Origin of the sequence: Serratia sp. SM04 (genome assembly GCF_040280225.1) — a bacterium.
In the GTDB taxonomy this organism is placed as follows: Bacteria; Pseudomonadota; Gammaproteobacteria; order Enterobacterales; family Enterobacteriaceae; genus Serratia; species Serratia sarumanii.
The window spans coordinates 137,566-152,832 of the sequence record NZ_JBEOQT010000006.1; the positions used below are offsets into that span (position 1 = coordinate 137,566).

Annotated in this window: 21 protein-coding genes; 5 read left to right on the plus strand and 16 right to left on the minus strand. The window is 60.5% G+C overall.

Annotated features, from left to right (window positions below; all coding sequences use genetic code 11):
- Nucleotides 1–41 precede the first annotated feature (41 nt).
- Nucleotides 42–662 carry an FKBP-type peptidyl-prolyl cis-trans isomerase gene (fklB, locus tag ABTW55_RS11195; protein WP_004933618.1) on the minus strand — a complete coding sequence of 207 codons (621 nt, stop codon included), beginning with the start codon at nucleotides 660–662 and terminating at the stop codon, nucleotides 42–44.
- A 268-nt stretch (nucleotides 663–930) separates the two neighbouring features.
- On the opposite strand from fklB, the gene ABTW55_RS11200 reads away from it, so the two are divergent.
- Nucleotides 931–1,602, plus strand: a complete 672-nt coding sequence (locus ABTW55_RS11200) for an OapA family protein (protein ID WP_039567835.1) — start codon at nucleotides 931–933, stop codon at nucleotides 1,600–1,602.
- 3 nt (nucleotides 1,603–1,605) lie between these two features.
- Here ABTW55_RS11200 and ABTW55_RS11205 read toward each other — a convergent pair whose 3' ends face one another.
- From ABTW55_RS11205 to rpsF, 5 genes are all read right to left on the minus strand, one after another.
- Nucleotides 1,606–1,959: a DUF488 domain-containing protein gene (locus ABTW55_RS11205; RefSeq protein ID WP_060422738.1), complete on the minus strand. Its 354-nt coding sequence runs from the start codon at nucleotides 1,957–1,959 to the stop codon at nucleotides 1,606–1,608.
- Between the two features lie 111 nt (nucleotides 1,960–2,070).
- Nucleotides 2,071–2,523, minus strand: a complete 453-nt coding sequence (gene rplI, locus ABTW55_RS11210; RefSeq protein WP_004933629.1) for a 50S ribosomal protein L9 — start codon at nucleotides 2,521–2,523, stop codon at nucleotides 2,071–2,073.
- 39 nt (nucleotides 2,524–2,562) lie between these two features.
- Nucleotides 2,563–2,790: a 30S ribosomal protein S18 gene (gene rpsR, locus ABTW55_RS11215; protein WP_000135199.1), complete on the minus strand. Its 228-nt coding sequence runs from the start codon at nucleotides 2,788–2,790 to the stop codon at nucleotides 2,563–2,565.
- Between the two features lie 4 nt (nucleotides 2,791–2,794).
- Nucleotides 2,795–3,112, minus strand: coding sequence for a primosomal replication protein N (gene priB / locus ABTW55_RS11220; RefSeq protein WP_049233092.1), 318 nt, complete (start codon nucleotides 3,110–3,112; stop codon nucleotides 2,795–2,797).
- 8 nt (nucleotides 3,113–3,120) lie between these two features.
- Nucleotides 3,121–3,519 carry a 30S ribosomal protein S6 gene (gene rpsF, locus ABTW55_RS11225; RefSeq protein WP_004933634.1) on the minus strand — a complete coding sequence of 133 codons (399 nt, stop codon included), beginning with the start codon at nucleotides 3,517–3,519 and terminating at the stop codon, nucleotides 3,121–3,123.
- A gap of 236 nt (nucleotides 3,520–3,755) precedes the next feature.
- Here rpsF and ABTW55_RS11230 point away from each other — a divergent pair, with 236 nt between their 5' ends.
- Both ABTW55_RS11230 and ABTW55_RS11235 read left to right on the plus strand, forming a co-directional pair.
- On the plus strand, nucleotides 3,756–3,962 hold the full coding sequence (locus ABTW55_RS11230; protein WP_125863085.1) for a hypothetical protein: 207 nt from the start codon (nucleotides 3,756–3,758) through the stop codon (nucleotides 3,960–3,962).
- Between the two features lie 10 nt (nucleotides 3,963–3,972).
- Nucleotides 3,973–4,239: a DUF1471 domain-containing protein gene (locus tag ABTW55_RS11235; RefSeq protein WP_033654897.1), complete on the plus strand. Its 267-nt coding sequence runs from the start codon at nucleotides 3,973–3,975 to the stop codon at nucleotides 4,237–4,239.
- Nucleotides 4,240–4,335: 96 nt separating this feature from the next.
- On the opposite strand, the gene ABTW55_RS11240 is transcribed toward ABTW55_RS11235, so the two are convergent.
- Together ABTW55_RS11240 and yjfP are read right to left on the minus strand one after the other, a co-directional pair.
- Nucleotides 4,336–4,698, minus strand: a complete 363-nt coding sequence (locus ABTW55_RS11240) for a hypothetical protein (protein ID WP_060422741.1) — start codon at nucleotides 4,696–4,698, stop codon at nucleotides 4,336–4,338.
- A 123-nt stretch (nucleotides 4,699–4,821) separates the two neighbouring features.
- The gene (yjfP, locus tag ABTW55_RS11245; protein ID WP_060422743.1) at nucleotides 4,822–5,574 is read right to left on the minus strand and encodes an esterase; all 753 of its coding nucleotides are present in this window, start codon (nucleotides 5,572–5,574) and stop codon (nucleotides 4,822–4,824) included.
- Between the two features lie 126 nt (nucleotides 5,575–5,700).
- Here yjfP and bsmA point away from each other — a divergent pair, with 126 nt between their 5' ends.
- Nucleotides 5,701–6,009: a biofilm peroxide resistance protein BsmA gene (gene bsmA / locus ABTW55_RS11250; RefSeq protein WP_033648696.1), complete on the plus strand. Its 309-nt coding sequence runs from the start codon at nucleotides 5,701–5,703 to the stop codon at nucleotides 6,007–6,009.
- Nucleotides 6,010–6,131: 122 nt separating this feature from the next.
- The gene (locus tag ABTW55_RS11255) at nucleotides 6,132–6,407 is read left to right on the plus strand and encodes a DUF1471 domain-containing protein (protein ID WP_033638652.1); all 276 of its coding nucleotides are present in this window, start codon (nucleotides 6,132–6,134) and stop codon (nucleotides 6,405–6,407) included.
- On the opposite strand, the gene ABTW55_RS11260 is transcribed toward ABTW55_RS11255, so the two are convergent.
- From ABTW55_RS11260 to hflC, 8 genes are all read right to left on the minus strand, one after another.
- A complete protein-coding gene (locus tag ABTW55_RS11260; RefSeq protein ID WP_060422745.1) occupies nucleotides 6,404–6,802 on the minus strand; it encodes a DUF350 domain-containing protein in 399 nt (132 codons plus the stop codon). The two genes, ABTW55_RS11255 and ABTW55_RS11260, sit on opposite strands and share 4 nt — an antisense overlap.
- A 66-nt stretch (nucleotides 6,803–6,868) precedes the next feature.
- Complete coding sequence (locus ABTW55_RS11265; protein WP_033654894.1) at nucleotides 6,869–8,497, minus strand: isovaleryl-CoA dehydrogenase; 1,629 nt, start codon at nucleotides 8,495–8,497, stop codon at nucleotides 6,869–6,871.
- A gap of 116 nt (nucleotides 8,498–8,613) precedes the next feature.
- A complete protein-coding gene (gene rlmB / locus ABTW55_RS11270; protein ID WP_004933653.1) occupies nucleotides 8,614–9,345 on the minus strand; it encodes a 23S rRNA (guanosine(2251)-2'-O)-methyltransferase RlmB in 732 nt (243 codons plus the stop codon).
- Between the two features lie 61 nt (nucleotides 9,346–9,406).
- Nucleotides 9,407–11,881, minus strand: a complete 2,475-nt coding sequence (rnr, locus tag ABTW55_RS11275) for a ribonuclease R (RefSeq protein ID WP_060422749.1) — start codon at nucleotides 11,879–11,881, stop codon at nucleotides 9,407–9,409.
- A gap of 59 nt (nucleotides 11,882–11,940) precedes the next feature.
- Nucleotides 11,941–12,366, minus strand: coding sequence for a nitric oxide-sensing transcriptional repressor NsrR (gene nsrR / locus ABTW55_RS11280; RefSeq protein ID WP_033636784.1), 426 nt, complete (start codon nucleotides 12,364–12,366; stop codon nucleotides 11,941–11,943).
- A 233-nt stretch (nucleotides 12,367–12,599) separates the two neighbouring features.
- Nucleotides 12,600–13,898, minus strand: a complete 1,299-nt coding sequence (locus ABTW55_RS11285; protein WP_033654892.1) for an adenylosuccinate synthase — start codon at nucleotides 13,896–13,898, stop codon at nucleotides 12,600–12,602.
- Between the two features lie 98 nt (nucleotides 13,899–13,996).
- A complete protein-coding gene (locus ABTW55_RS11290; protein ID WP_004933666.1) occupies nucleotides 13,997–14,197 on the minus strand; it encodes a DUF2065 domain-containing protein in 201 nt (66 codons plus the stop codon).
- Between the two features lie 63 nt (nucleotides 14,198–14,260).
- Nucleotides 14,261–15,265, minus strand: a complete 1,005-nt coding sequence (hflC, locus tag ABTW55_RS11295; RefSeq protein ID WP_033648702.1) for a protease modulator HflC — start codon at nucleotides 15,263–15,265, stop codon at nucleotides 14,261–14,263.
- Between the last annotated feature and the right edge of the window lie 2 nt (nucleotides 15,266–15,267).

Here is a 15,267-nt window from a genome sequence, read left to right on the forward strand (position 1 = left end):
TAAGGGCGCCACGAAGGCGCCCGGAGCAATCCTCGGTGGGATTACAGGATTTCCAGCAGCTCGACGTCGAACACCAGCGCGCTGAACGGCGGGATGGACGCGCCTGCGCCACGCTCGCCGTAGGCCAGGTTATGCGGGATATACAGCTGCCATTTGGAGCCGACCGGCATCAGGGTCAGCGCTTCGATCCAGCCTGGGATCACGCCGCTGACCGGGAATTCTGCCGGCTGGCCGCGCTCGACCGAGCTGTCGAACACGTCGCCGTTGATCAGACGACCGGTGTAGTGCACGCGCACGCGGTCCTGACGGGACGGGATCGGGCCGTTGCCCTGCTCCAGCACGGAGAACTGCAGGCCGGACTCGGTCAGCGTCACGTCGTCGCGCTTGGCGTTGTCGTCCAGGAATTTCTGGCCTTCAACCGCCATCGCCTGCTGGCGCTCGCGGCGCACCGCGTCCGCACGCTCGTGGATTTCACGCAGCGCACGGTGCACCACGTCTACCGGAACCGCCGGGGCATTCCCTTCCAGCGCGTCACGCAGGCCCGCCAGCAAAGCTTCCGGTTGCAAACCTTCCAGCCCGGACTCTTGCAGCTGCTGGCCGACCTGTAAACCAATCCCGTAACTTGCTTGCGCTTCAACGCTGTCAAAAGAAGGGGTTGTCATGGGGTTTTCCTTAAGTCTGTAAAAAGTCGAAAGCGCAGCATAACAGCGCGTCAATGCCGGGTAAAATCTTGTGTGGAGAATGATGACTTTTGTCGTAGAAAAAGAAACAATAACCTTCTGTTAACGCCCGCAGCCGCAAACCCCCGGCCCTGCCGCTCAGCCGCCTTTCACTTCAATCAGTTAGCGGACTATACTGAAAGCAGGATATCGGGCAGGCGACGCGCTTGCCGCGCCGCGCTCATTATTACGCCGTCGAAGAGAGGTCACCATGGGCAGAATCGCGCCCAGGAGAAGGAAAACCACCCGCATCTACCAGCCGCTGCTGCGCACCTGGCTGAACGTCAGCCAGCGCCTGAAACCGGGCGCCGCACCCACGTCTGAAGGCGCGGAACCGCCATCGGAGCCACCGCCGGCCAACGACAAAATGCAGCAGGTCAAAGCGCTGCTGGCCAAAGTCTGGCATCTGCCGGACGGTTTCCATTGGATGGAGCCGCTGCCCTACTTTCACCGCCGCTGGGTGCTGATTTTCGGCGCTATCCTGCTGCTGGCCCTGCTGTGGCCCTACTCGCCCGAAAGACAGCCGTTCCCGGTATCCCAGCAGGAAACCAGCGTGCCGCTGCAGGCCGAGCGGCAAAACGGCGGCGGCGCCACTCCAGCCAACGAACCGACGCCGGCGGGCAACTGGCAGCGTTACCAAATTCAGCCCGGCCAGACCCTGGCGCAGCTGTTTCGCGACAACAATCTGCCGGTGAATGAAGTGTTCGCCATGGCGCAGGTGGAAGGCGGCGACAAGCCGCTGAGCAACATGAAAGCCGGCCAGGAAGTGCGCATCGAACGCGGCGCCAACGGCATGATTAACGCGCTGTCGGTGACCACGGTGGACAACAGCCAGGCGCTGTTCCGCCGCCAGGCCGACGGCAGCTACCGCCGGGAACGTTAACCTCTACAGCTGCGCCAGCAAAAACTCGCGCAGCACCACGCCCTGGTTGTGCTCGGTATCTTTGCTGCCATACAGCAGCGTCAGCGCTTGCCCCTGCCGTAACAGCGCCACCAGCGGCCGCCAGGCGTCGTTGGCCGCCAGCTGTTGGCGGTAACGCGCCTCGAAGACCGCCCACTGGTCGGTATGCTGATGGAACCACTTGCGCAGCTCATCATCCGGCGCCACCTGTTTCAGCCACTGCACGCCCGTCAGCCGCTCCTTGCTGATGCCGCGCGGCCATAGCCTGTCTATCAGATAACAGTGTTCCGGCGCCGGCGCGCTGAAATCGTAAACCCGCTGTAGCGTAATCTTTACCATCCCACGCTCTCCTTTTTATCCCGTCTTCAAGCGTAGCGCGTTTTGCCGGGCGCAGAAAAGCAAAACGCCAGCGCGAGGCTGGCGTTTTAACCGGGTTAACAGCAGCGTAAATTACGCTTCTGCAACCACAACTACATTCAGCTGTGCGAACACGTCGCTGTGTACCTGGAAGTGCACTTCGTGCTCGCCAGTGGTACGCAGAACGCCGTTCGGCAGACGAACTTCGCTCTTGGCAACTTCAACGCCTGCCGCAGTCACTGCGTCAGCGATGTCGCGGGTGCCGATAGAGCCGAACAGTTTACCTTCGTCGCCAGATTTGGAAGCGATGGTGACTGAACCCAGTTCGTTGATCTTGGTTGCGCGAGCTTCAGCAGCAGCCAGAACGTCAGCCAGTTTGGCTTCCAGTTCAGCACGGCGTGCTTCGAAGAACTCAACGTTTTTCTTGGTAGCAGGAACAGCTTTGCCCTGTGGTACCAGGAAGTTACGAGCGTAGCCCGCTTTAACGTTAACTTGATCACCCAGGCTGCCCAGGTTTGCTACTTTATCAAGCAGAATAACTTGCATTACCTTATCCTCTCAAAGTCGTTAATGGACAGTGGCCGATTACTGATGACGATCAGTGTACGGCAACAAAGACAGGTAGCGCGCGCGCTTGATAGCACGGGCCAGCTGGCGCTGATATTTTGCACGAGTACCGGTGATACGGCTCGGTACAATTTTACCACTTTCGGTGATGTAGTTTTTCAGCGTAGCGATGTCTTTATAGTCAATCTCTTGAACGCCTTCCGCGGTGAAACGGCAGAACTTGCGACGACGGAAATAACGTGCCATTTGGCTAGTCTCCAGAATCTATCAATTCAATCTGCTCGGCATGCAGAACCAATTTACTCAGCCCGTTGCGCCCTTGATGGCAGCTTACAAAGCCTTGCACGGTAATCTGACTGCCGACCGTTAATCTTTGAGTTAGTGCTTGTGACTGTTGTCCGCTGACAACCACGGGCATTCGGCACCATGCTTGTCTGCTGAATCCGGCTTCCATCTGCTGCGAACGGTGCTCTAGCACAAATTGGCAGTGCGGTATCCCGGAAGGACTCACTTTTCGAACCGGCGCCTTGCACACAGTGCCCGACAAAACCAGACGATTAGCCGTCACGGCGGCAATTACTCTTCAGAATCCCCAGCATCTGCATCATCTGCGGTTTCGTTAGCGAAGTCTTCGCGGCGATCGCCACGACGTTCGTCTTTCGCTTTAACCATCGGAGATGCTTCAGTTACCGCGTGCTTAACGCGCATAACCATGCTGCGGATAACGGCGTCGTTGAAGCGGAAGTTAGTTTCCAGCTCATCGATCGCTTCCTGCGGCGCTTCAACGTTCAGCAGAACGTAGTGAGCCTTGTGCAGTTTGTTGATCGGATAAGCCAGCTGACGGCGGCCCCAGTCTTCCAGACGGTGAATCTGACCTTGCGCGTTAGTGATGGTAGCACTGTAACGCTCGATCATGCCCGGAACCTGTTCGCTTTGGTCAGGATGGACCATAAAAACGATTTCGTAATGACGCATCGAATTGCTCCTTACGGATTATTCAGCCTCCTGTCAGGGTCAACCGCGGCCCATGGAAGCAAGGAACGTGTTTAGTGTGCGGCTGAAAAATGACGCGTAATCATACTGACGCAGGGCGGGAAACTCAAGGACTGCGTGGGTTTTATTCGCGTTAATGCGAGGCGTTACGGGAAATAGCACGATTTGCTCGTGGGAGAACCTATGTACGCCGATCCATCGGTTTCAAAAATCTTTCAATGAAATCAGCGCTGAGTCACAAATCTATTTCACTTTTTTTGAAAGAGGCCATCAAAAGACCCCGCTTTTTAATCCGCCGCAACGGACTAAAATTAACCATATCCGCCGCAGACAGCGCGACGAAAAAGATTCCAGGTTATTCAATGCAGATAAATGACTTTTTGCCGCAGCGACACTCGCTGTCAGGCCGTAACGGCAAAAAGTAAGAGAGGCACTATGAAACGCATCATTCTCGCAACGGCGCTGGCCGCCCTGTTCTCCGCCAACGTAATGGCCGCCACGGAGATCACGTCGCACCAGGCCGATCAACGCCAGAGCGTCGGCTTCATCACCCTGAACCAGAACGTGGTTTCGCCGGATGACGCCAGCAGCCAGGTCAGTAAAATCGCCGATCAACGCGGCGCGACCTCTTATCGCATCATCGCCCTGCACGAACCGGGCGACAACAGCACGATGCACGTCAGCGCCGAGCTGTATCGCTAAAGAGACAAGCCACGCCAGGGAAATCCCCAGGGCTTCATCAGAAAGCCCGTTCAGTCCGCACCGGAGCGCCGCTCGTTGGGCGCTCCGCTTTCCTCATCAGAGCTTGAGCAGCGCCGGCATGCTGAACGCCTTGCCCGGATTGTGCAATTGCAGCGCCGTCCGCAGATAGTTCGTTCGCGTTTGCAGCAGCTCTGCGCTTTCCGCCAGCGTCGCCCGCTGTTCGAACGAGAGCGCACCGGCTGCCACGGGGTGAGTGGGCGCCGCTTTCGCCGCGGAGGCGAACAGCGCCGTCACGTTTTGCATCGTCTGCGCGGTGATGCGCGACAGCGGATTCGCCTTGTTTTGCCGCGCCTTGCCGTCGGCGGCCCCCAACATCTCGCTGAAGGCCGCTGAGTTAAGCTCGGCGCGTGCTTTCATCGTTCCCATTAAACCGGCCGCACTGCCGATGTTTTTTATCATGCCCTTTGCTCCTTGCTGCCCTGAAAGAATTCACGCTGGCATTCTCCCCTTTATTCGGCCAAACGATGGCCGAAACAGCAGGCACAGAGCGGTGCAATTCCCTGCATCGCACCCGGCGGAGCATTACAGCTCGCGGCGGAAGAAGTCGGCCGTGGCGGACAGCGCTAGCGGCGTGATGCGGTGCTTCACCCCCGGTTCGACGAGCGACGTCAGACGGCTGTCCGCACCTTGCCGGCGCAGTTCAGCCGCCAAACGCAGGCTGTCCGCCGCCGGCACCACGTCGTCCGTCTCGCCGTGCCACAGCAATAGCGGCCGCCCGGCGATCGTCTCCAAACGCCCCTCCAGCTCATATTCCGCCAGCACGGCGGTGCGCGCCGCAAACGCCGCCGGCGAGAGCGCCTCGCCCTCTGCGCCCAACGGCGGATACAGCGTTTGCGCCAGCGAACGGTAATAGCCGGAACCCATCAGGCTGGCGGCCGCCCGGACCCACGGGAAGCGCGCGAAGGCGCCAAGCGCGGTCATGCCCCCCATAGAGGCGCCGGCGACGCCGATACGCCCGTCGGCAATCAGGCCGAGCCGCTCAAAATGCGCCTTGATCTGCGGCAGCTCGTCGATATTGCTGCGCAGGATCTCCCAAAACGTGGCCAGACGCCGCGCCTCATCGCCGTCGAACCGCTCGCCGTGCCGATCGGCATCCGGCAATACCACCCGAAAACCGACGCGCGCCAGCGCATAGGCGAAGTAGGCGTACACCTCTTTCGACGAGGTATAGCCGTGACAGAAAAACACCGTCGGCAACGGCCGATGATACTGCCCCGCCGGCACCGCATGGATCACCGCGATATCGCCCGCCCGCTCGTCATGAATTTCGATCATCCGTTCATCCTCAACGCACCTGTTGGCATTCATCATGACAAACTTGCGCCGGCCAGCGTTAGCTCAATCTGTTCCAGCTTATATTGCGTTACACTGAAGCCATCTACCGGCTCTTCCGAGGTCATCATGACGCTTGTCCGTACACTCATCATCCTGACGCTGGCCGCACAGCTTTCCGCCTGCGGCATCATGACCACCACGCCGAAACCGCCGCCGCCGCCCACCGCACAGGCGCAGGAGATCGTCCGCGCGCAGACCGCCGAGCTGGTGAAGATAGGTACCGTCACCGCCGTAGTGCGCGGCAGCCCGATGGACGTGGAAGCGGAGATCCAGCGCAAGGCCACCGCCGCCGGCGCCCGGTATTACGTGATCATCATGAACAGCGAAACCGTCGTGCCGGGCCAATGGTATTCCCAGGCGATCCTGTATCGGTAAGGCGGGGATTTTTTAAGCAGATTTACACTGGCTTTGCACAGGCTGAAGTAGGGTGTTGCACACTGGCGGACAGCATGCCGCATGTTGCGGGTGCGATTCAGGATCTGACGAAGGGGAACGCCATGAAACGCTCCACCGCACTCACCTCCCTCCTGCTTTCAGTAGGGCTGCTCAGCACCGGCGCACAGTCCGCCGAACTGGCGCCCGCCGATCGCGTGACGCCGCTCAGTGAAATCGCCGAGATCACCTTTAACGATCTGCCCGGTTCACCGCAGGAGGCGGAGCAGGCCATCGCCCGCACCGCCGGCCAGCACGGCGCCAGCTATTACCGCATCCTGCGGATGGAAGAACAGGCGCACCCGCTTGGCTGGCGCGCCTCGGCCATCTTATACCTTTAATAGCTCATGCAAGCCGCATTCAACACGCCGCCGCTGACGGAGACGCCCCCCAGGAAAATCCCGGCGGCCAGGTGGTTCGCTTCGATCTTGTCGCTGATGCGTGGCATGTAGATCTTCACGGCCGCGAACAACAGCAGTTGCACCACCAGCGCCACCACGCCCCACAGCAGGTAATCCAGCAGGCTGATCGAGTTGATCGCCGCGCTGGCCAACGGGATCACATACCCCAGGCAAGCGCCGATGAAAGCAAAGGCGGCGGATTGGTTATCGGCCTTGATCAACGCCCATTCGTCGTGCGGGGTGATGCGGGTATAGACGAACAGAAACACCAAAACCATGGCGAAACCGCTGAAGAAGTAAGAGGCGAACGCCGTCAACGCGCTGAGAATATCCATGTGCATTTTCCTGTCAGAGTGAAACTGAATTAAAAAGGTTTTCGCCGCCGCGCGCCACCCTTTTCCCTAACCGCCGATAGCGCGGTTCAGCAGCAGTTCGCACACCTCGGCCGACAGCAGGCTCTCGCCGCGGTGATCCAGCGTCAGATGGCACCAGGCGTCGGCTACCTGCGGGCTGGCGTGCTGCAGCAGCTGCGCGGCGCAGCACAGATCGAACAGTTGCTGGGTCAGCAGCCGCCCCATCTCCTCACTCGGTTGCCGGGCGCGCTGCTGCCACTGCCGCCAGGCATGATCGAACAACCGATTCTGGCCGCGCACCGGCTGCAGTTCGAACTGCAGCATCTCGAGCGCACCCGGCAGTTTGTGCAGGCTGCGCAATACGTCCAGACACATGATGTTGCCGGAACCTTCCCAGATGCTGTTGACCGGCATCTCGCGATACAGGCGCGGCAGCTCGCTCTCTTCGCAGTAGCCGATGCCGCCCAGCACCTCCATCGCCTCGGCGATGAACGGCATGCCCTGGCGGCAGATGCTGTATTTGGCCGCCGGGGTCAGCAGGCGGCTGTAGATCAGCTCGCCCTCATTGCTGCGGCTCTCCCAGGCGCGGGCCAGCCGGAACAGCAACGCGGTATGCCCTTCCAGCCGCAGCGCCATGCGCGCCAGAACCTGACGCATCAGCGGTTGTTCGATCAAGAGCTTGCCGAACGCCTGCCGCTGCAGCGCATGATACAGCGCCACCGACAACCCGCGGCGCATCAGGCCGTGGCTGCCGAGCGAGCAGTCGAAACGGGTCAGGCCGCCCATCTTCAGGATATGCCGCACGCCGTCGCCCTCCTCCCCCAGCAGCCAGGCGGTGGCGTCCTGAAATTCCACTTCGCTGCTGGCGTTGGAACGGTTGCCCAGCTTGTCTTTCAACCGCTCCAGGCGAATGGCGTTGCGGCTGCCGTCCGGCAAAATGCGCGGCAGGAAGAAGCAGGACAACCCGCCTTCGGCCTGCGCCAACACCAGGTGCGCATCGCTCTGCGGCACCGAGAAGAACCACTTGTGCCCCACCAGCCGGTAGGCTTCACCCGGCCCGCGCGCGCCGAGCGGCGCGGCGGTGGTGGTATTGCTCAGCACATCGGAGCCGCCCTGTTTCTCCGTCATGCCCATGCCGATCAGCAGGCCGCGCTTTTGCCCGCCAGGCAACAGGTGAGCGTCATAACGATCCGACAACAGCGGCGTCAGCCAGGAGCGAAACTCGGCCGGTAACGCCTGCAGCAACAGCGGCGTAGCGCCGAAGGTCATGGTCACCGGGCACAGCGTGCCGGCCTCGACCTGCGCATGCAGCATAAAGCGCGCGGCGCGCGCCACGAAGGAACCGATGCGCGCATCCTCCTGCCAGGGCAGGTTGTGCACCCGGTTGGCGATCAGCCCCTGCATCAGGATATGCCAGGCGGGGTGAAAGCGAACGTCGTCCAGCCGCTGGCCGGTGGCGTCGTAGCGCAGCAGCTCCGGCGGGTTGGCATTGGCCAGGCGCCCCAGCTCCAGTGACTCCTGGGTGCCGAGCTGCTGGCCCAGCGAGGCCAATACCTCGGCGTCCCAGCCGCCCTGCTCGCGCTGCAACGCTTCTCGCAGCGGCGTATCGGAGAGAAACAGGTTGCTGTTGCCCAGCGGCTTGGGTTGGTTAAAAACGGTGTGCGTAGTCCAGACCATGAGAGTGCTCCCTGAGAAAAGCGTCAGGAGTAAGTATGGTCGGCGCAGAGATTTCTGCCGCAGGCGGGATCACAAGAGGGGGAATTAACGGGAGCACTAAGCCCCCGTCAGAAGAATCAGCCGCGCTGGCGCACCGCTTCGAACAGGCAGATGCCGGTGGCGACCGACACGTTCAGCGAAGAGACGGTGCCGGCCATCGGGATGCTGATCAGTTCGTCGCAGTGTTCGCGGGTCAGACGACGCATGCCTTCGCCTTCCGCGCCCATCACCAACGCCATCGGGCCGGTCATTTTGCTCTGATACAGCGTATGGTCGGCCTCGCCGGCAGTGCCCACCACCCAGACGTTCATTTCCTGCAGCAGACGCAGCGTGCGCGCCAGGTTGGTCACGCGGATCAGCGGCACGTTTTCGGCGGCGCCGCAGGCCACTTTCTTGGCAGTGGCGTTCAGCTGGGCGGAACGGTCACGCGGCACGATCACCGCGTGCACGCCGGCAGCGTCGGCGCTGCGCAGACAGGCGCCGAGGTTGTGCGGGTCGGTCACGCCGTCCAGCACCAGCAGGAACGGTGTCTCCACGCTTTCCAGCAGGCCCGGCAGATCGTTCTCCTGATACTGACGCCCTTCGCGCACCCGGGCGATGATCCCCTGGTGCACCGCGCCTTCAACCTTGTCATCCAGCCATTGGCGGTTCGCCACCTGGATCACGATGCCGGTCGCTTCCAGCTCGGCGATCAGCGGTTGCAGGCGGCGATCTTCGCGGCCTTTCAGGATAAACACTTCCAGGAAGCGTTGCGGATCGCGCTCTAACAGGGCTTTGACGGCGTGGATGCCGTAAATAATTTCGCTCATGATGCTCTTTTAAATTCGTGCGGCCGGCGATAACCGACCGATGATAACGATGTGCGGCAGGTTAAGCCTGCTCGGCACCTTTCTTCTTGGCTGCGCGTTTGGCTTTGGTCGCCGCCGCGATTTTCCGCGTTTTGTCGGACGCTTTCTTGGCTTTCTTTTTCGCCTTCTTCACGTTGTCTGCGGGTTTGGCGTCATCCTGCTTGCGGAAGGCGCTGTCCGGCTCGAAGTTGGCCGGCGGTTTGCCGCCGCGGCGCTTGCCGCGCCCCGCGTTGCCGTTGTCGCGCAGCGTGCGCTGGCCGCCCTTCTTGGCGCGATCGCGCTCGGTTTTACCTTCACCGCGCGCTTTGCGGGTGCTGGACACCAGCGCGAAGTCAATCTTGCGCTCGTCCATATGCACCGCGTCCACGCGGATCTCCACCGTATCCCCCAGGCGATAGACGGTGCCGGAAGATTCGCCGATCAGGCGCTGGCCGATATTATCGTAGCGATAGTAATCATTATCCAGCGTTGATACGTGCACCAGCCCGTCGATGAACAGATCGTTCAGGCGCACGAAGAAACCGAAGCCGGTCACGCTGGAGATGATGCCGCTGAACACTTCACCGACGTGATCCTGCATGAAGTCGCACTTCAGCCAGTCGGCGACGTTACGCGTCGCTTCGTCCGCTCGGCGTTCGGTCATCGAGCAGTGTTCGCCCAGCTGCAGCATCTCTTCGAATTCGCTGTGCCAGCCGCCGGTCGGCGTCCAGCGCTCTTTCGGCTCGCCGTGTTCTTTGGCCAGCTGATATTTGATCGCGCGGTGCAGCGCCAGATCCGGATAACGACGGATTGGCGAGGTGAAGTGGCCGTAAGACGCCAGCGCCAGGCCGAAGTGGCCGCGGTTTTCCGGATCGTAAATCGCCTGCTTCATCGAGCGCAGCAACATGGTTTGCAGCATTTCGTGGTCAGGGCGCTCGGACACTTCATCCATCAGCACCGCATAGTCCTTCGGCTGCGGCTTGTTGCCGCCGCCCAACGTCAGCCCCAGCTCGCTCAGCACGCTGCGCAGCGCGGAGATGTGGTCGTCGCTCGGACGATCGTGCACGCGGTACAGCGCCGGCTCGTTGCGTTTCTCGACGAAGCGCGCGGCCGCCACGTTGGCCATGATCATGCACTCTTCGATCAGCTTGTGGGCGTCGTTGCGCACCGTCGGCTCCACGCGCTCGATGCGGCGTTCGGCATTGAAGATGAACTTGGCTTCTTCGGTTTCAAACGCGATGCCGCCGCGCTCGGCGCGCGCCTTATCCAGCACCTTGTACATCACGTGCAGCTCTTCCAGGTGCTTGACCAGCGGATGGTAGTGCTCGCGCAGCTCCTGATCGCCCTGCAGAATGTGCCACACCTTGTTGTAGGTCAGGCGGGCGTGCGAGCTCATCACCGCCTCGTAAAACTTGGCCGTGGACAGGCGCCCCTGGGCGGAGATGGTCATCTCGCACACCATGCACAGGCGATCGACCTGCGGGTTCAGGGAGCACAGCCCGTTGGACAACACTTCCGGCAGCATCGGGATCACCTGCGACGGGAAGTACACCGAGTTGCCGCGGCTGCGCGCTTCGTCGTCCAGCGCGGTGCGCGGGCGCACGTAGTAACTGACGTCGGCGATCGCCACCCACAGGCGCCAGCCGCCGCCGCGTTTCTTCTCACAGTACACGGCGTCATCGAAGTCGCGTGCGTCTTCACCGTCGATGGTCACCAACGGCAGCTTGCGCAGATCGACGCGGCCCTTCTTGGCCGCTTCCGGCACCTGCTCGCTGAGATCGGCCACCTGTTTTTCCACCTGCGGCGGCCAGGTATGCGGGATCTCATGGGTGCGCAGCGCGATGTCCACCGCCATGCTGGTGCCCATCTTGTCGCCGAGGATCTCGACGATCTTGCCGACCGCCTTGGTGCGGCGGGTCGGGCGCTGAGTCAGCTCCACCACCACCATAAAGCCCATGCGCGCGCCGCTGACGCTGTCCGCCGGGATCAGAATATCGAAGCTCAGACGGCTGTCGTCCGGCACCACGAAGCCGGTACCGGCGTCCATGAAGAAGCGGCCGACAATCTGGCTGGTTTTCGGCACCAGCACGCGCACGATGCGCGCTTCGCGGCGCCCTTTGCGATCCGCGCCCAGCGCCTGTGCCAACACCACGTCACCGTGGATCGCCATTTTCATCTGTTCGGCAGACAGGTACAGATCGTCTTTGCTGCCTTCAACGCGCAGGAAGCCGTAGCCGTCGCGGTGGCCGATCACCGTGCCGCGCAGCAGATCCAGACGTTCCGGCAGCGCGTAGCACTGGCGGCGGGTAAACACTAACTGGCCATCGCGCTCCATGGCGCGCAGGCGGCGACGCAGCGCTTCCAGCTGCTCTTCACCGCTGAGGCCCAGTTCGTTGCCCAGTTCTTCGCGGCTGGCCGGCGTTTCTCTTTTCGCCAAATGGGCCAGGATATATTCACGACTGGGGATAGGGGATTCGTATTTTTCTGCTTCTCGTTCCAGGAATGGATCTTGTGACATTGCGGTTCCTCCGTTGTCATCAGCAGGATGACGTTGAGCCTTGTCTTCTCAACGTCGTTTTATTCGACAAGCAATAGCTTGTAGAGCGGCGGATTGTCTTCGACCATGTCGGCCAACGTATGCTTATCCAGCTCTTCAAGGAAATTCTGTACGCCCTGGTGGAGCACCTGCTTCAATCGGCAGGCAGGGGTGATGTGGCAAAAATCACTGCTGCAGTTAACCAGCGCGAGCGGCTCCAGCGCCCGCACCACGTCGCCGAGGCGAATGCTCTCGGCCGGTTTGCCCAAGCGAATGCCGCCATGCTTGCCGCGCACCGCCGTGACAAAACCTACCCGGCTCAACTGATTGATGATCTTCACCATATGGTTGCGAGACACGCCGTAAACCTCGGTCACTTCCGAGATGCTGGTCATCTTGTCCTGCGGCAACGAGGCCATGTAGATCAACGCCCGCAGGCCATAATCAGTAAAACTTGTTAACTGCACATCTTACCTCTGGGTATCGCTTTACCCGTCTGATACGCCGCTTTTCGGCGCTATTCAAAAGATTACTCATTGGATAATAAACCAGCCGGAGAGTTCGTCGCTAATTATTTAGCGAATCCCGCGCCCTAAGGCGGGTTTATGAAAGGATTTTTTGACGTGAAACCGCAATCGGAGGGAGTCAGGATAAAAACAAACCGGGACGCGCCCGGTTTGTTTAATGCCGCAAAGCCTGATTATGCGTCGAAAGGGTCGCGCAGGATCATGGTTTCGCTGCGATCCGGGCCGGTAGAGATGATATCTACCGGTACGCCGGTCACTTCTTCGATGCGCTTGATGTAGTTCAGCGCAGCCTGAGGCAGCTTGCTGTGCTCTTTCACGCCAAAGGTGGTTTCGCTCCAGCCCGGCATGGTTTCGTAGATAGGCTCAATGCCTTCCCAGCCTTCAGCCGCCAGCGGAGTGGTGTCCACTTCACGGCCGTCCGGCATGCGGTAACCCACGCAGATCTTCACTTCTTTCAGGCCGTCCAGGACGTCCAGTTTGGTCAGGCAGAAGCCGGACAGGGAGTTGATCTGCACCGCGCGACGTACCGCTACCGCGTCCAGCCAGCCGGTGCGACGGCGACGGCCGGTGGTGGCGCCGAACTCGTTACCCTGCTTGCACAGGTACTCGCCGGTTTCATCGAACAGTTCGGTTGGGAACGGGCCTGCACCCACGCGCGTGGAGTAGGCTTTCACGATGCCCAGCACGTAGTCCACATAACGTGGGCCAATGCCGGAACCGGTAGCCACGCCGCCAGCGGTGGTGTTGGAAGAGGTCACGTACGGGTAAGTACCGTGGTCGATATCCAGCAGGGTGCCCTGAGCGCCTTCGAACATGATCAGGTCGCCACGCTTGCGCGCACCGTCCAGCAGTTCGGAAACGTCAACCACCATGGCGGTCAGGATGTCGGCGATAGACAGCACGTAGTCCAGCGTCGCCTGATAATCGACGGCTTCAACTTTGTAGTAGTTGACCAGCTGGAAGTTGTGGTAATCGACGATCTCTTTCAGCTTAGCGGCGAAGGTTTCTTTGTTGAACAGATCGCTGACGCGCAGACCGCGACGAGCCACTTTATCTTCGTAAGCCGGGCCGATGCCGCGACCGGTGGTGCCGATCGCTTTTGCGCCGCGCGCTTTCTCACGCGCGTTATCCAACGCAACGTGGTAAGGCAGGATCAACGGGCAAGCTTCAGAGAGTAACAGACGTTCGCGTACCGGGATGCCACGCGCTTCGAGTTCACCCATTTCTTTCATCAACGCGTCCGGCGCCAGAACAACACCGTTGCCGATGATGCTGGTGACGTTTTCACGCAGAATACCTGAAGGAATTAAATGAAGAACGGTTTTTTCACCGTTGATTACCAGAGTGTGGCCAGCGTTATGGCCACCTTGGTAGCGCACAACATATTGAGCCCGTTCAGTCAGCAGGTCTACAACCTTGCCTTTACCTTCGTCACCCCATTGGGTGCCCAGTACGACGACGTTCTTACCCATTTTTCAAAATCACCGATTGCTTAAAAATGGATTCTACCACCGTAATTTTCGATTTTCAGCACTTTTAGCATACGATTGCATAAATTTTGGGCTAGACTTTAAAGACCCGTGCGGCCGCTCAACATGTAGTAGATCACGCAGCCCGCAACCACTATTCCACCGCCAAATCGCCGCAGCGTCGCGTCCGGCAACTGCGACATCGCCACAATCATTTTGCGCCAGGCCTGCGGAAACAGCATCGGCCCCAATCCTTCCAACACCAGAACCAGCCCGAGCGCCAGCCAAATCGTTGAGTTCATGCATCCCCCAAAAACGAGAAAGGGCCCGCGTAAACGGGCCCTCGATCAGATTGCCTGCCGCGCTTACTTGCGCAGGCTATCAGGCGACTTCATGTAGCGGAAGAAATCGCTGTCCGGGCTCAGTACCAGCACGTCCTGGTTGTCCTTGAAGCTGGCTTCATAGGCACGCAGGCTGCGGATAAAGGCATAGAAGTCCGGATCCTGGCTGAACGCGTTGGCAAACAGCTTGGCCGCTTCGGCATCGCCTTCACCGCGGGTGATACGCGCCTGACGCTCGGCTTCAGCCAGGGTACGGGTCACTTCGTAGTCCGCGCTGGCGCGCAGCTTCTCGGCTTCTTCCTGGCCCTGCGAGCGCAGACGACGGGCTACCGCTTCACGCTCGGCGCGCATACGCTGGTAGATGGCGTCGGACACTTCGGCCGGCAGGTTGATCTGCTTGATACGCACGTCGATCACTTCGATGCCCAGCGCCGCCATGCTGTTCGGGTTAACCTGCGGCTGTTTGCCGGTGGTTTCCCGCTCAACGCGCGCCGCCGCAGAGGCGATAGCGTCATCGGCTTCGGTGGTCGCCACTTCTTCGCCATCACCCACGGTGCCGGTGTTCAGCGCGTCACGCACGTCGGACATCAGCTTGCCGCGCGAGTCGGTCACGATGTCTTTCACGTCCAGGCGGCCGATTTCGGAACGCAGACGGTCGCTGAACTTGCGTTTCAGCAGCACTTCGGCCTGGGAGACGTCGCCGCCGCCGGTCGCCAGGTAGTAACGGCTGAAGTCGCTGATACGCCACTTCAGATAGGAGTCGACGATCAGGTCTTTCTTCTCGCTGGTCACGAAACGATCGGCCTGGTTGTCCATGGTCTGGATGCGCGCATCCAGGTTCTTCACGGTCTCAATGAACGGGATCTTGAGGTGCAGACCCGGCGCATACACCAGCGGCTTGTTTTCGCCGTCGCGCAGAACCTTGCCGAAGCGCAGCACGATGCCGCGCTGGCCTTCCTGCACCACGAACAGCGAAGCGTACAGCACCACCAGCACCGCGAGGACAATAACTACAAAAGACTTACGCATTG

Excerpts from the sequence above, each read along its gene's own strand:
- ABTW55_RS11255 (WP_033638652.1), top strand. The coding sequence starts at position 6,132 with ATGAAACGCTCCACCGCACTCACCTCCCTCCTGCTTTCAGTAGGGCTG.
- ABTW55_RS11290 (WP_004933666.1), bottom strand. The coding sequence starts at position 14,197 with ATGAACTCAACGATTTGGCTGGCGCTCGGGCTGGTTCTGGTGTTGGAA.
- rplI (WP_004933629.1), bottom strand. The coding sequence starts at position 2,523 with ATGCAAGTTATTCTGCTTGATAAAGTAGCAAACCTGGGCAGCCTGGGT.
- rlmB (WP_004933653.1), bottom strand. The coding sequence starts at position 9,345 with ATGAGCGAAATTATTTACGGCATCCACGCCGTCAAAGCCCTGTTAGAG.
- ABTW55_RS11200 (WP_039567835.1), top strand. The coding sequence starts at position 931 with ATGGGCAGAATCGCGCCCAGGAGAAGGAAAACCACCCGCATCTACCAG.
- ABTW55_RS11240 (WP_060422741.1), bottom strand. The coding sequence starts at position 4,698 with ATGATAAAAAACATCGGCAGTGCGGCCGGTTTAATGGGAACGATGAAA.
- ABTW55_RS11260 (WP_060422745.1), bottom strand. The coding sequence starts at position 6,802 with ATGGATATTCTCAGCGCGTTGACGGCGTTCGCCTCTTACTTCTTCAGC.
- rnr (WP_060422749.1), bottom strand. The coding sequence starts at position 11,881 with ATGTCACAAGATCCATTCCTGGAACGAGAAGCAGAAAAATACGAATCC.
- ABTW55_RS11230 (WP_125863085.1), top strand. The coding sequence starts at position 3,756 with ATGAAATCAGCGCTGAGTCACAAATCTATTTCACTTTTTTTGAAAGAG.
- fklB (WP_004933618.1), bottom strand. The coding sequence starts at position 662 with ATGACAACCCCTTCTTTTGACAGCGTTGAAGCGCAAGCAAGTTACGGG.
- hflC (WP_033648702.1), bottom strand. The coding sequence starts at position 15,265 with ATGCGTAAGTCTTTTGTAGTTATTGTCCTCGCGGTGCTGGTGGTGCTG.
- ABTW55_RS11285 (WP_033654892.1), bottom strand. The coding sequence starts at position 13,898 with ATGGGTAAGAACGTCGTCGTACTGGGCACCCAATGGGGTGACGAAGGT.
- yjfP (WP_060422743.1), bottom strand. The coding sequence starts at position 5,574 with ATGATCGAAATTCATGACGAGCGGGCGGGCGATATCGCGGTGATCCAT.
- ABTW55_RS11205 (WP_060422738.1), bottom strand. The coding sequence starts at position 1,959 with ATGGTAAAGATTACGCTACAGCGGGTTTACGATTTCAGCGCGCCGGCG.
- bsmA (WP_033648696.1), top strand. The coding sequence starts at position 5,701 with ATGACGCTTGTCCGTACACTCATCATCCTGACGCTGGCCGCACAGCTT.
- rpsF (WP_004933634.1), bottom strand. The coding sequence starts at position 3,519 with ATGCGTCATTACGAAATCGTTTTTATGGTCCATCCTGACCAAAGCGAA.
- rpsR (WP_000135199.1), bottom strand. The coding sequence starts at position 2,790 with ATGGCACGTTATTTCCGTCGTCGCAAGTTCTGCCGTTTCACCGCGGAA.
- ABTW55_RS11265 (WP_033654894.1), bottom strand. The coding sequence starts at position 8,497 with ATGGTCTGGACTACGCACACCGTTTTTAACCAACCCAAGCCGCTGGGC.
- ABTW55_RS11235 (WP_033654897.1), top strand. The coding sequence starts at position 3,973 with ATGAAACGCATCATTCTCGCAACGGCGCTGGCCGCCCTGTTCTCCGCC.